14 protein-coding genes are annotated in these 13,363 nt (G+C 48.1%); 7 read left to right on the top strand and 7 right to left on the bottom strand.

Features of this window, described 5'->3' with window-relative positions:
- Positions 1-4 precede the first annotated feature (4 nt).
- Positions 5-730, bottom strand: coding sequence for a substrate-binding periplasmic protein (locus ORJ00_RS13845; RefSeq protein ID WP_306140131.1), 726 nt, complete (start codon positions 728-730; stop codon positions 5-7).
- Positions 731-872: 142 nt separating this feature from the next.
- On the bottom strand, positions 873-1,508 hold the full coding sequence (locus tag ORJ00_RS13840; protein WP_306140130.1) for an SOUL family heme-binding protein: 636 nt from the start codon (positions 1,506-1,508) through the stop codon (positions 873-875).
- Positions 1,509-1,652: 144 nt separating this feature from the next.
- On the opposite strand from ORJ00_RS13840, the gene ORJ00_RS13835 reads away from it, so the two are divergent.
- Positions 1,653-1,931 (top strand): hypothetical protein, encoded by a 279-nt coding sequence (locus ORJ00_RS13835; protein ID WP_305977156.1) that lies wholly within the window; start codon positions 1,653-1,655, stop codon positions 1,929-1,931.
- 66 nt (positions 1,932-1,997) lie between these two features.
- Entirely contained in the window at positions 1,998-2,312 is a 315-nt protein-coding gene (locus ORJ00_RS13830) for a helix-turn-helix transcriptional regulator (RefSeq protein WP_306140129.1), read from the top strand.
- A gap of 113 nt (positions 2,313-2,425) precedes the next feature.
- Here ORJ00_RS13830 and ORJ00_RS13825 read toward each other — a convergent pair whose 3' ends face one another.
- From ORJ00_RS13825 to ORJ00_RS13815, 3 genes are read right to left on the bottom strand one after another with little or no spacing between them, the layout of a single operon-like run.
- A complete protein-coding gene (locus ORJ00_RS13825) occupies positions 2,426-2,674 on the bottom strand; it encodes a hypothetical protein (protein WP_306140128.1) in 249 nt (82 codons plus the stop codon).
- A gap of 9 nt (positions 2,675-2,683) precedes the next feature.
- Complete coding sequence (locus tag ORJ00_RS13820) at positions 2,684-2,935, bottom strand: hypothetical protein (RefSeq protein WP_306140127.1); 252 nt, start codon at positions 2,933-2,935, stop codon at positions 2,684-2,686.
- The gene (locus ORJ00_RS13815) at positions 2,932-3,462 is read right to left on the bottom strand and encodes a hypothetical protein (protein ID WP_306140126.1); all 531 of its coding nucleotides are present in this window, start codon (positions 3,460-3,462) and stop codon (positions 2,932-2,934) included. The genes ORJ00_RS13820 and ORJ00_RS13815 overlap by 4 nt, the downstream gene beginning before the upstream one ends.
- A 556-nt stretch (positions 3,463-4,018) precedes the next feature.
- Here ORJ00_RS13815 and ORJ00_RS13810 point away from each other — a divergent pair.
- From ORJ00_RS13810 to ORJ00_RS13785, 5 genes are all read left to right on the top strand, one after another.
- On the top strand, positions 4,019-6,328 hold the full coding sequence (locus ORJ00_RS13810) for an ATP-dependent nuclease (protein WP_306140125.1): 2,310 nt from the start codon (positions 4,019-4,021) through the stop codon (positions 6,326-6,328).
- Positions 6,321-8,276 (top strand): UvrD-helicase domain-containing protein, encoded by a 1,956-nt coding sequence (locus ORJ00_RS13805; RefSeq protein WP_306140124.1) that lies wholly within the window; start codon positions 6,321-6,323, stop codon positions 8,274-8,276. Before ORJ00_RS13810 ends, ORJ00_RS13805 begins: the two co-directional genes overlap by 8 nt.
- Before the next feature lie 117 nt (positions 8,277-8,393).
- Positions 8,394-8,912, top strand: a complete 519-nt coding sequence (locus ORJ00_RS19025; protein ID WP_370304648.1) for a nuclear transport factor 2 family protein — start codon at positions 8,394-8,396, stop codon at positions 8,910-8,912.
- Between the two features lie 292 nt (positions 8,913-9,204).
- Positions 9,205-9,684: a nuclear transport factor 2 family protein gene (locus ORJ00_RS13790; RefSeq protein ID WP_306140123.1), complete on the top strand. Its 480-nt coding sequence runs from the start codon at positions 9,205-9,207 to the stop codon at positions 9,682-9,684.
- 346 nt (positions 9,685-10,030) lie between these two features.
- A complete protein-coding gene (locus ORJ00_RS13785; protein WP_305976935.1) occupies positions 10,031-11,143 on the top strand; it encodes a DUF3592 domain-containing protein in 1,113 nt (370 codons plus the stop codon).
- Positions 11,144-11,219: 76 nt separating this feature from the next.
- Here the strand turns inward: ORJ00_RS13785 and rraA are convergent, their stop codons facing one another.
- Positions 11,220-11,702 (bottom strand): ribonuclease E activity regulator RraA, encoded by a 483-nt coding sequence (gene rraA, locus ORJ00_RS13780; RefSeq protein WP_306140122.1) that lies wholly within the window; start codon positions 11,700-11,702, stop codon positions 11,220-11,222.
- Between the two features lie 243 nt (positions 11,703-11,945).
- Positions 11,946-13,358, bottom strand: coding sequence for an FAD-dependent oxidoreductase (locus tag ORJ00_RS13775; RefSeq protein WP_027671517.1), 1,413 nt, complete (start codon positions 13,356-13,358; stop codon positions 11,946-11,948).
- Positions 13,359-13,363: the final 5 nt, after the last annotated feature.

The following is a 13,363-nucleotide window of genomic DNA, read 5'->3' as shown; positions in this document are numbered from 1 at the left end:
GGGCTTAACGATAGCGCTGCAATATGGCGTCTAAGGTGCCATCCTGTTTGCTTAGTTGTAATGCGCTGTTAAGTTGAGCCACTACCTTATCTGACAAGTCCAGGCTGCAAGCCAGCCATAATTCAAACACTTCTGCACTGGTTGCGACAGGATAAACGCGCATACCTTTTTGTGCAGCAATGTAGGGGCCGCCAACCGAGCCGGCAAGCCACAGATCAATGCGGCCTAACTGCAACATCGACAGATTAACCGGGATTTCGGCGATACGCTGGATCTTCAGGCCCTGGCTGATGCCATAGTCGGTGAAGGCGTCGGCAGTTTGCCCGCCGATCCGTAGTTTTACAGCGTCTGAAAAGTGTTTAAATTCAGGCTGGGCCGGATTGGTTGAGAATAGCTGGACATATTCCTGGCTTAACGGGCCAACCCACTGATACAGAATTTCGCGCTCAGGCGTTCTGACGGCAGAAAAGAAGCAGCTGTCGGCTTGGGTTTGCGTAAAAAGCTGAGCTCTGCCCCAGGGTACAACTTCAAACCGGCCTTTAAAGCCACGTTTATTCAATAGCAGCTGAATGAGTTCAGTGTTAAGTCCTGTCACTGCACCATCATCATCAGTGAAGTTCCACGGAGCATATTCTTCTGTGTAGATGCGCAGAGCAACGCTTGGCCCGGTTTGGCTGATAGCGGCACCAGGCCAGAGTATACAAACAATTAATATCAACGCGTTACGCATAGCACCGCCAACATAATAACACCACGGGGTTATGTCACTGCAGGTCAGACAGGATTGGTATCTAACCTGTTTTTAGCATAGTTGACAGCCTGTTTTCCAGTGATGAAAGGGCAATAATTCTCTCTGTGTGGCAAAAGAGCTGTCAGTTTATTTCAATTAACACTTCATTGCGTCGCAGCATCGGCAGGGTAAGCGGGCCGTTGTAGCCGGCTTCTATCGGCGCGCTTTTCGCGGTATAGCCATTCGCACTCAGCCAGGCTTGCAATAATTCGGTATGTTTAGCCACGTTACTTCTGCTTAGCGTGCCGCTAAACTGAATCGCTGCCACTTTGTAATCGTTAAGCTCAGTAACCATCAACTCCGGGTTAGTCGGTTTGGGTGTGGTTTGCAGGGTAAAGTCTTTTGGCATGACAAAAGACATCATCGAATCACCCGGGCGGTTATTCATTAACACCGGCGCTGTCATGGCAATTTTTTCGCCTTTGCTGTTGTTGTCCATTATCACCGGCGCTGTCATGGATATGCTTACGGCCGCTTCATTTTCGCCACCGATATACTTAAATAATTTTCTAAAAGCGTTATTGCGTCCATCGCCAGACATATCGGCTGACACCAGCACCATAGAGTCATAGTTACGCACTTCAATATTTTGGCTGCTATCGGCTTTAAGCAGGGTATAAGGCGCGGTTTCAACGTTGTTCTTACCAAACACTGAGCAACCGGTAGCGAACAGCGCGGCAAACAGGGGTAACCAAACACGGGGTAATAATACTTTCACGGCAGATCCTTTAATCGTTAGTTGCTTTACAGCTATTACGAACAAAACCGATCAACAGTGCACAAGAAAATCAAAGTTGCGGGTTGCGCAACCAGCGTCTAGAATGATGACATCGCTGTGTAATGATCAACAAGGAGGTGTTTATTGCAGGTAGTTATTAAGCCAGGAAAAGAAGCCAGCACAACTGCTGCAATTAGCAGCCTGTCATCACTTGCCAGGGAGGAGGTAACTGACGTGATTGATATTCTGGCCAATGTAATCTCACTGCAGGAAGCCAAGGAAATCTTATTAGGCGACATGGTGATAGAGGGCAACAGTTTTAGTGTGTCGATAAAGGAAAATTTTCAGTTTGTGGTAGCGGGTTTGCTGGGTGAAAGCGAGGGTGAAGACATGCTGATGATAGAGGTTATTCGCTATGACTAAGTTATGTCTGCATAAGGTTCGCCGTGTAATTTCAACGCGCGTTTCAACGTTAAGGTAATAGATGAAATGACAAACAATACGGAATTGCTAAGCAGTGAAAACCTGCGCGAGATGGGGCTGATTGGCCCGCCAAAAGCCGCCGGCGCACATTTTAAACGCTATCTGCAGCGTAAAAACCTGACAGCAGCAGATGCGGCCCGTGATCTGAATGTGGCTAAATCGACCATCACCCGTTTTATCAATGGCGAAAGTGAGTTAAGCGTTGACCTGGCAACCAAGATAAAGCGGGTTTATAACGCGCCGGTAGAAGTGTTTTTTAAAATTGACGCCCAGTACAAAGCTTATGTTGTGGCACAGAATATTGCCAAATCAGTGGCTTAAATTATGGCTATAAGGTACTCGAAAGGGGCGGTAAACCCCTTTTTCTCATCTTAGCTGTGAGCGTAAGGCTAACTTTTAAAGTTTTGAAAGTTATAGTTTTTTAACAATGTCTGTTAAGACTTCTTTTTACCGGTGTTGTCGACCACAATTTTGACCCGTTCATGCGGCATATATTCTTCCGGTTCATCAGGAAAGGCTTCAGCATCAGTTTGGGTTAGATTTTCCAGACTTCCCGATAAAATACCTACTTGATCTAACTCTGGTGCACTCTCCATTTTTTCGAAGTCTTCGCGAATTTTTTCGCGCAGCCACAGTTCAAATTCCGGCGTGCCTGGTTTTGGTCTGTCGTTAAATATCGCCATTTAGCGCTTTTAAGGCTTCTTTTTGTTGGTGTTATCGACCACAATTTTTACCCGTTCATGCGGCATATATTCTTCCGGCTCATCAGGAAAGGCCTCAGCATCAGTATTAGTCATGCTTTCAAAACTACCGGATAATATGCCGAATTCTTCTTCTAAGTCGGGTACATTTTCCAGCTCTTTAACGCGTTTGGCTATTCGCTTGCTCAGCCATTCGTCAAACTCGGGAGTGCCTGGTTCAGGCCTGTCAGTTCGTTTGTTCATAGTAAATCCTTCACACAGTAGTCACTTTTACCGCCAACATAGGTGAAGCCCATAGCTTCATAATGCGAACGTACTTTGCTGTTTATTGGGTTCATTATTCTGATCTGTTCAGCACCAATAATGTCGGCATAAGTTTCAGCGACTAAAACCGTTAATTGAACCGTCTGGCCTGTTAGTGGTGTTTTTTCCGGAGAAGATTCAATCATATCTAAACGCAATTTGCCGGCACCCCAGGTTGGCCGACCTAGTGACACACTGCACAGCTTACTATGAAACCAGATGGCGAGCTCAAACCGCTTAGGATAAATGGCGGCATAACGGCTGGCCCAATGCTGCCAAGACCACATTACCCGGCGATCAGGATGCGCTTCCCAACGGGATAACTGCGCCATTGTTCTGCCGGTAATATCGTCAAGTGTCACCGCTTCCTGAATGTTCAATGGCATTTTCTCTAAAGACTTTAAGCGGCTTTGTTCTCTTAACTGGGCATAAGTGCGGTCTGCCAACTGGTGGCTTGCTTGTTTCATTTTTCATCCTTGTAAACAAAAGTTAAAAAATGGTAACTATTTTGGCTGTGGTGAGCAAGCAGAAAAATAGCTTTCTAGCCGGGTTTTGCGGTTGCTTAATAAGGTGAGATTACATTGAACAGAAAATTTTTTACTTATTGAAGCAGGTTTTAACCAACGCCAGAAGAAACGTTTAGCGCAAAAAATAACCAAGAAACGGTAATATCAGCATTAAATCAGAAGTTCGTTAGTTTTATTCGGTGCCAAAATAGCAGTATGGCTTTTGTTGCCGTTGCTCGTGGCCAAGTACATCAAAATCATTCAAAGGCTTTGCCGATTTAAATACTTGACGGTGTTTAAGTTTAAGGTAAAAGTGATGGAGGTTCTTTGTGGCAAAAGGCAACCTGTCCCTGGGGTATCCATAATCAAATTGGTCAGAGTCATGATTTTAAATGGGAAGCTAGTAACTGCAGTAATATCAATGAACCTGATCCCGAGCTCCCCGAGCTTGGCTGTTCAGCTTATCGACTTCACCTGTAGCGAACTATATCCTCAGAAATGACACGGAGGGTCTATCTTGCATCTTCATTCATATCGCTTAAGAAATTTTCGACGTTTAAAGGATGCTCATATTGAGTTGGCTAACGATATCTCAATATTCGTAGGATCGAATAACAGTGGAAAAACGTCGGCAACTCAGGCAATCCATGCGTTCGTTTCGGGTGGAAAGGAGCGTTTCAGCCTCTACGATTTTAGCTCCTCATGCTGGAAAAAATTCGATGAGGCTGCAGATATTGACTTAGCCGTCCCGCTACCCGAGGGAGTCTCGCTTCCAAGTATAGATCTTGATCTTTGGTTCGAGGTTGCAGCGCCAGATCTCTATCTAGTGATTCCTTTGCTCCCTAGTACAGCGTGGGAAGGAACCAAGGTTGGTATACGAGTTTCCCTAACTGCTAGAAGCCCCATCAATCTTATCCAAAATTTCCAAGAAGCTAAGGCCAAAGGTGCTGTGCAGACGGTGGAACTACCGCCTGAGTCGCAATACGTTCCTTGGCCGCGTTCCATGACGGACTATCTCCAGCGTGAGCTCAAAAGCGAATACGAGCTGCGCTACTTCATCTTGGATCGCTCGCAATTTGATGAGAACTTCCGCGAGGTCGGTGATTATGTCCCAGATGAACTAGGTGGGGAGCCAGGCGGCGGGACGATTCTAAAGTCTCTTATTCATATCGACAATCTGGGTGCTCAACGACACCTTGCTGATCCTAATCCGGAAGCTGGCGGCAGATCAGAAGATCTGTCAAAGCGTCTGAGCCGCTTCTACAAGCGCAACCTAAATCAGAGGCAGGACGATCACATAGCCCTAAGGGCGCTGTTCGACTCTGAGCAAGCGCTCAACATTCACCTAGATGGCGTGTTCAAGCCGACGCTTGATCGGCTCGCCAAGCTTGGCTATCCGGGTGTCAATAACCCGCGACTGAAGATAATGTCAGCGCTAGACCCCGCTCACGTCATGAGTCAGGACGCGCGGGTTCACTACCAGATCGGAGATGGCGAAGACACGGCCACCCTACCTGATAGTTATAACGGGCTTGGATTCAAGAATTTGATCTACATGGTTGTGGAAATTCTCGATTCCCAAGCTAGGTGGGCGACGATGGACAATCGCCCTCCATTGCACCTGCTTTTTGTGGAGGAACCGGAGGCCCATCTACACGCCCAACTCCAACAGGTCTTCATCCGCAATATTCTTGAGCTTCTGAATATAGAGAGCGACAACGGAAGCATTTTTGGCAGTCAGATGGTCATTACGACTCACTCCCCGCACATCCTTTATGAGCGAGGCTTCAAGCCGATCCGCTACTTCCGACGCAAGAAAGTTGGCAACGAACAGTTGACGGAAGTACTAAATCTATCGGCGTTCTACCAATCTCAGCCAGATGATCGTGATTTTCTAGAGCGATATCTTAAGCTCACACACTGTGATCTATTTTTCTCAGATGCCGCTATTCTCGTTGAAGGCAACGTTGAGAGATTGCTCCTACCTGTCATGATTCGGAAGAGCGCGAAGACTCTCCGCTCAGCTTGTCTATGCATTTTGGAGGTGGGCGGAGCCTTTGGGCACCGCTTCCAGTCGCTCATCAAGTTTCTCGGTCTGACAACTCTGATCATCACCGATATTGATAGTGTTGCCCTTGTTGCTCAGGCGGCTGACGACGATGACGATGAAGTTGAAGAGTTCGAGGTTCCAGCAGACGCGGAAGACGATGCCGCAGGGCAGGCTCAAGGCAATGTGCAAGAGCCAGCCATTGAACCTATGGTTCCAGCGCCTAAGAAGAAATATGGAAAGGCTTGTTTGCCCAGTGAACCGGGCGCTGCAACTTCGAATCAAACCCTCATCAAATGGCTTCCGGGGAAGCTCACAATCGAAGACCTGCGTAACGCATCGGAAGCGGACAAAACTCACGTGCTCGAAGACGATGCGAAGGTTCGCGTTGCTTATCAGACTGAACGGGCTATCACTTGGAATGGGTCCACCGAGACCCTCTGCGGGCGTACGCTAGAAGAAGATTTCGGCCTCGAAAACCCGGACTGGTCCCAGGCCATAGCGAGGAAACCTTTAGGTCTGATTGTGAAGGGCAAAGCCGCTGGTCCTGCTGCTCTTGCCAAAGGCCTCAATCAGAAAGTTTCGCGGAAGAGTTTTGATAAAACGAAGTTCGCGCTCGCCGTTCTCACTGAAGACGAGAATGCCTGGCATGTACCGACTTACATCCGTGATGGACTAGTCTGGCTGAAAGACGAGATACGAATCGAACTCGAGACCGTGCTGCCCGACGCCATTCTCATCGACGAAGAAGATGCTGTGATAGGAGACGAGGATGAGTAGCCGAGCGAACAAGCCGGATACCCAGGCCGACATCGACCTGCGGAACTGCCTTGGAAACGTTCCACCGCGTAGTTTCATCATGAAAGCCGGTGCGGGTTCCGGAAAAACCACGTCGCTGATTAAGGGCCTGTCATCGGTCATCCAAATGCACGGCGATAAGCTGAGGAAGACTCGTCAGCGCGTTGCCTGCATTACCTACACCGAGATTGCGGCCGGAGAAATTTGGAGGGACGTTGGCAGTGACCCCCTGGTTCATGTCTCAACGATCCACAGCTTCATGTGGCTATTGGCTAAGCCTTTCCAGAATGACATTCGCGTCTGGGTATCGGGGCGCATAGTGGAAAAAATTGAGGCACTTGAAGAAAAGCGGACAACCTATGGCCCTAGAGTTCAACAGCGCACGAAGGATAAGGACAGCCGAGATTTGGAACGCCTCCATCGCCAGTCTGGGCGGATCTCTGCGGTCAAAAGATTCCGGTACGGTACAGGTAGCAACTACGCAAAGGGTATTCTGGGTCATGACGACATTCTGAAACTTGTCCCTTTTCTCATTGCCGAACGCCCGCTCTTCCGAACCCTTCTCGCGCACCAGTTCCCGTTCGTATTTGTGGACGAGAGCCAAGACACGACCACCGAGGTCGTGGAGGCTTTGAAAACCGTCGAGCGCGACCCCGGAGTCACACTTTGTCTTGGTTTCTTTGGCGATCCGATGCAAAGAATCTACGCTACGGGGACTGGACAGGTTGAAGCAGAGCCTACTTGGGCTGACATTCCGAAACCTGAAAACTTCCGGTGCTCAACTAAGGTTCTGAACCTCGCGAATGCAATTCGTCGTGACGGTGATGACCTCGTTCAAATCCCTGGCAAACGGCTGGGTCCTGACGGCATCGTTCAAACTCCAGAAGGTTCGGCTCACCTTTTCATTTTGCCGGCAGACGGTACACGCGACGCGAATTTGACTCGAGTACGCGAATGGATGGCGACACATACCGGTGATGATCATTGGCGACCAGGTGATGACGATCATGCGTGGGTAAAGCTTCTCGTCATTGTTCATCAGATGGCCGCAAGGCGCTTAGGATTTGGAGCCCTCTATGCTGCGCTCAACTCCAAAGCTCCCTCAGCGTTCAAAGATGGCTTTTTAGACGGATCTGCATGGCCTATTTCGCCGTGTGTAAAGTTTTTAATCCCCATCGCTATCGCTCATACCAATGGTCGACAGCTTGAAGTAATGCGCTTGATCCGAGACTATTCTCTTCTTCTTGATAAAGAGACCCTTGTCGAGGCGAGTGTGGCGGAGCGCCTTAAAGTACTCGGCGAACTTGTTGCTTCGATTGCAGCAGGCATAGCGGGGAATTCGGGTGCAACGATCGGCGACCTTTTGAAACAAGTACATGCCTCTGAGTTACTGATCCTCGACCCTCGGTTGGTATCGTATTTGGACCCAAGTGCAGCTATGCCTGTTCAGGCCGAGCCCGAAGTAGGCGAGGGCGAGGACGACGATGTTCAAGAAGAGGATGAGTCCGAAAAGGAAATGGTTTCCATGGATGCTTTTCTAGCGTGTCCCGCAAGCCAGCTTTTGCCTTACCATACCTACATCTCGGAACGCTCACCTTTTTGGACCCAGCAAGGCATAAAAGGTGCTGAGTTCGACAGGGTACTTGTGGTCCTAGATGATGCTGAAAGTAGCCACTTCCAATTCTCCTACGAAAAATACTTAGGCCTTAAAGTGCCCTCAGATAACGACAGAAAACATATAGATGCGGGTGAAGAAACAACAGTGGATCGAACGCGCCGTCTTTTTTATGTGAGTTGTACGAGGGCGCTAAAAGACTTAGCTGTAGTGCTTTTCACGGTCGACCCTGAGCGCGCGGAGGCTCACATACGTCAGCTTGATCTTTTTGAAGGTGAAGCGGTCCACACTGCAACCGTCTTCGAGACGGGGTGAATTAGTCGTCTAAATTATCAGCGTTTGTGAACCAACAGGGTCAGAACCAACAGGGTCAGAGTCATTGATTTCTAATGGTGAGTGCAAATACAAATTACTAAATAGGTATATTTTTTAGTGCATACCGACATCATTAAACAGCAATTAATCGCGCTGGAACAGCTACTGGTTCAGCCCGCGACCCGTTTGTCAGTTGAACTGCTAAACCGCCATCTGGCCGATGATTTTTATGAGATTGCCGCTACCGGCCGCTGTTTTGGTAAGGCCGATGTGCTTGAGCGCTTACCAACGGAAACGCCACCGGTGATTACCCAGCAAGATTTTAACTGCAATTTTCTGGCCGATGGCCTGGCGCAGCTGACTTACCGCGCAACAATACAGCGTGCAGAAAACGAAAGCTCAAGCTACTCGGTGCGCAGCTCACTCTATCGCTATGATGGTGAAAAATGGCAGATGGTTTTTCACCAAGGCACCGCCTGCGAGCCATTTGATGTGGCCGAGTATGAAGCTATGCAGGAAAAGATTGAACTGCTGGAAGAGTTACGCATGGCCGAAGAGCAGCTAAACGCAGGTGCGGGTGTTAGTAATAACGATGCAAGGGCGCAGGTGTTAGCGCGGATTAACGCGCTAAAGTAATGACTTAGACCAACTGCTTAGTTGCCACCAACGCCCCCATTATTATCAGCATAAACAAACTGACCGGGGAGAAAATCTACCGCGGCGAAAATCCGTAGGCTCAGTATTAATTAATCTTTATGTAGCTGCCTCAGTTTAAAATACTCGGTCATTGCATTCGCAATAGCGGCGAAAAGATGTATCGTTGCCAGAATAAGTTCATACATATTAAAACTCCTGTTTTCGTATGAGAACACCAAAAGCGGCACTCTCTTCTATAGTGAGGGTTAATTTTTAGATTTTCGGGGATAGCATGGACAGCAAGCTGCTTACACCACATTTAATCGAGCTGGAACAGCTACTGGTGCAGCCTGCCACCCGCTTGTCAGCCGAACTACTTAACCGCTATTTAGCCGACGATTTCTATGAAATCGGCGCTACCGGCCGCTGTTTTGGTAAAGCCGATGTGCTTGAGCGCCTGCCAACTGAAACGCCACCTGTGATTACCCAGCAAGATTTTGACTGCCGGGTTTTCGCCGATTGGCTGGCGCAGCTGACTTACCGCGCCACTATACAGCGCGCAGACGACAACTCTCCAACTTACTCGGTGCGCAGTTCAATTTATCGTTTTGATGGTGAAAGCTGGCAGATGATTTTCACCAGGGCACAGTTTGTAATCCATTTTAACCGCAGGAAATACCGCCCTATGCGCGATGCATTAAGACAAATAATTATTGTTGTTTGTGACACCAAAATACGCGCAAAAGGCGAAATGGTAGGGGTATCGTTTTAGCTCAGCCTCGATATCCGTGTTGATGGCCGCCGGCCTCTGGGAGTTTAGGTAGGTAATGTTGCAATCTGAAAATAATGGACTGATCCTATGTAAAAAATTGTTAAAAAGGTTAATTTGTACCAGCGCTAAAGCACTGAATAAGCAGTGGGTTGGTGTTATCCAGCGCCTAAAATGGCAGCCTGTCTTTTAGACAAAGTGCAGCTAAGTCGCTAAAAAATTAACCTATTTAACTGTTTAACGTTGTTTAATTTTGAGGTGAAAGTGGATTTAAATGGTTTTCTGAGGTAAATATATTTGGCGAGATAAAACCGTCTGTAGTTAATTGAAAATAATAAGAAGAGAATAAATGGAAAAAACAAAAAGTTATAAAAGTGTTGCTCAACAAAGAAAGGTGAAGCTGCGACTAATTATTGCAGTCCTGGGTATCCTGGCATTATTCGCGGTGGCTTGGATAAAGGGGATTAGTTCGGAAAAGGCTGCCAAATTAATTGCGTCGCATCAGGTTGCTCAAGCCACAGTTCTGAGCTTGCAGCATAACCAGATTAAGGCGGCAAAAACAGATGAGCAGGATTACAAGAATATTTATAGCCTGCAGTATCAATTCACTGCGAATGGCAACACTTATGAAAAAACACTACTACTGTCATCTTTTGATTACGAATCGTTTCAGGGTATTGAGCAGATTGAAGTATGGTACGACCCTAGCAATCCTCAGCATAATTCAACTGAAAAGGAATTAAAAAAGAAAGCCAAAACCAGCAGTTTTACCTTGCGCCTTGTTAGTGCTGCAATATTTGTGTTCCCGGCAATGCTGTTTTTATTTAAATTTATTGCTTTCTTTTACGTGCGTGAACCTAAAGGCGCGTTGCCAATTGGTTTCTATACTGATACCAGCTGGTTAGATATTGAAGACTATTGCCTCACCGAAATTGAAAACGACACTTTACGAGTGGCAAAGTTTGATAAGAAAAAAGTTAGCAAGGTACAGTCGTTGTATCAGTCAGGTACAGCTTTTTCAGAAATCGTTGCTGCAGTTAAAGCAGATGAAACGTTAGTTCCACTAAACAAGGTAAGCTTACTGGAAAGTAAGCATTACAAAGATCAAATTAGCATAGAATGGCAGGATAATGACGAAGAGCATGATATACGGGTACAATTTCTTTCAGTTGCAGCAAAAGAACATGCGCTTGCCCGGATTAGCGCTTTGATACCTGGCTCGCTAGTACACCAAGTTGTTGCCAGAGGCCCTGTTCAATCAGCCAGTGCCTCATTCGTCGGTGTAATTCTAGGTGCTGCTGTTATAGCAACAGCAATGCTATATGAGTTTTCAGGGAAGAATTTGGATGTGGTACTGTTTGCGTTTGGTGGATTGATAATATATTTTGCACTGCCAAGCATGATTGCAAGACTGTTAGATCCCACCGTGATCACATCCTGGTCAGATGGCTCTGCCAAATAATGTACCAATGGTTAGCTAGGGGATGCAAACCCACCAGCTAACTGTTTTGAAAAAGCGCTGATGATAAAGCAGTTGGTTACAACAGGGCTTTAGTCGCCACCAACACGCCATTATTGTCGGCATAAACAAACTGGCCGGGGATAAAATCTACTCCGGCGAAGGTTACCGTCAGGTTGATATCGCCTAAATCGCGCTTGTCGGTTTTCATCGGGTGGATGCCCAGCGCTTGTACACCAAGTGGCGTTTGGCGTATTTCGTCTATATCGCGAATACAGCCGTTGATAATAATACCTTCCCAGCCGTTTGTTGCTGCTTGCTCTGCCAGCATATCACCGAGCAGTGCATGGCGTTTAGAGCCGCCGCCGTCTACCACCAACAACTTACCCTGGCCCGGTGTTGCTACCAGCTGTTTTACTTTGGAGTTATCTTCAAAGCATTTCACCGTAACAATTTGCCCGCCAAAGGCGGTTTTGCCACCGTAGTTGGTAAAGATGGGTTCTGCTACGCGGACACAAGCCGCATGGGCGTCGCATAAGTCGGGTAGGGTAAATGGCGGCATAACGAACTCCTTGTATAGGTGCAGGCTGTGAGGCATGTAGATTCGGGCGATTGAGTAGTAGGCTCGAACCGGTTTGCCCACGCCAACACGCCGTGAATATGTCCCTATAGGCTCGTCTCAGGCATCCATGCCTTCAACGGTTGGCTTAGGGCAAACCTAATCTCGCTTTAATAGTCCGTTGCTGCGGATGGTAAAAACATCAAGCAGAAGCGGACGTTACACCTGCTGTTTATACTTCCAAGCTTATACTTCTAAGTAATCCAGTATCCCCTCGGCGGCTTTACGGCCCTGGGCGATAGCGGTTACTACTAAGTCTGAGCCTAATACCATATCGCCACCGGCGAAGATTTTATGCTGGTTGGTTTGCATAGCAAAGGTACTCTTTTCGCTGGCGATAACACGGCCTTTAGCGTCGAGCCCCACACCCATATCCACCAACCACTGCGGCGGGCTGGGTTGAAAGCCAAAGGCAATAACCACGGCATCGGCTGGCAGTATTTGCTCAGAGCCGGCAACCGGTTGTGGGCTGCGTCGGCCTTTAGCATCGGGCGCGCCCATTTCGGTGGTGACCACTTTAACGCCGCATACCTTGCCTTCGCTATCCACTTCAATGCCGAGCGGTTGTAAGTTAAACAAAAACTCGACGCCTTCTTCGCGCGCGTTTTGCACTTCTTTACGTGAACCCGGCATATTGGCTTCGTCGCGCCGGTAGGCGCAGCTTACCTTGGTGGCGCCCTGGCGAATGGAGGTGCGTACACAGTCCATTGCCGTGTCACCACCGCCTAACACCACCACGGTTTTATCTTTTAAGCTGACATACGGATGTTCGGTTTGCCAACCCATCAGATTATTGATATTGCCAATTAAAAACGGCAAGGCTTCATATACGCCCGGCGCGCTTTCATTGGCAAAGCCACCTTTCATGGGGGTGTAGGTGCCAAGGGCTAAAAACACCGCATCGTATTCATTTAGCAGGCTATCAAAGCTAACATCCACGCCAACGGTGGTGTTTAAGCGAAACTCTATGCCCATGTCGGTGAATATTTCACGGCGCAGGCTAAGCACGCTTTTTTCCAGTTTAAACGGCGGTATACCAAAGGTAAGCAGGCCGCCAATTTCTGGATAACGGTCAAATACCACCGGGGTAACACCATTTCGCACTAAAACATCAGCACAGGCTAAACCGGCAGGGCCGGCGCCTATTACCGCTACACGGCGCTCGGTTTTAACTACGGCAGATAAATCTGGCCGCCAGCCCATTTCAAAGGCTTTGTCGGTAATGTATTTTTCAATACTGCCGATGGTAACTGCACCAAAGCCTTCGTCTAGCGTACAGGCGCCTTCGCATAAACGGTCTTGCGGGCATACCCGGCCGCACACTTCCGGCAGGCTGTTGGTTTTGTGTGCCAACTCAGCCGCTTCGACAATTTTGCCCTCGTTAGCCAGCTTTAACCACTGCGGAATATAGTTGTGCACAGGGCACTTCCATTCGCAGTAAGGGTTGCCGCAGTCAAGACAGCGGTCGGCCTGACCTTCCACCTGGGTATGGGTCATGGGCTGATAAATTTCAACGAACTCAATAGTGCGTTCGCTGTGTGAGCGTTTTGGCGGATCAATCCGTTTTACGTCAATAAACTGGTATACATTCTGTGCCATAACGT

Origin of the sequence: Rheinheimera baltica (assembly GCF_030731985.1) — a bacterium.
Lineage (GTDB): Bacteria > Pseudomonadota > Gammaproteobacteria > Enterobacterales > Alteromonadaceae > Alishewanella > Alishewanella baltica.
The sequence above is the reverse complement of the archived record's forward strand: the minus strand, read 5'-3'. Positions and strand labels throughout refer to the sequence as shown.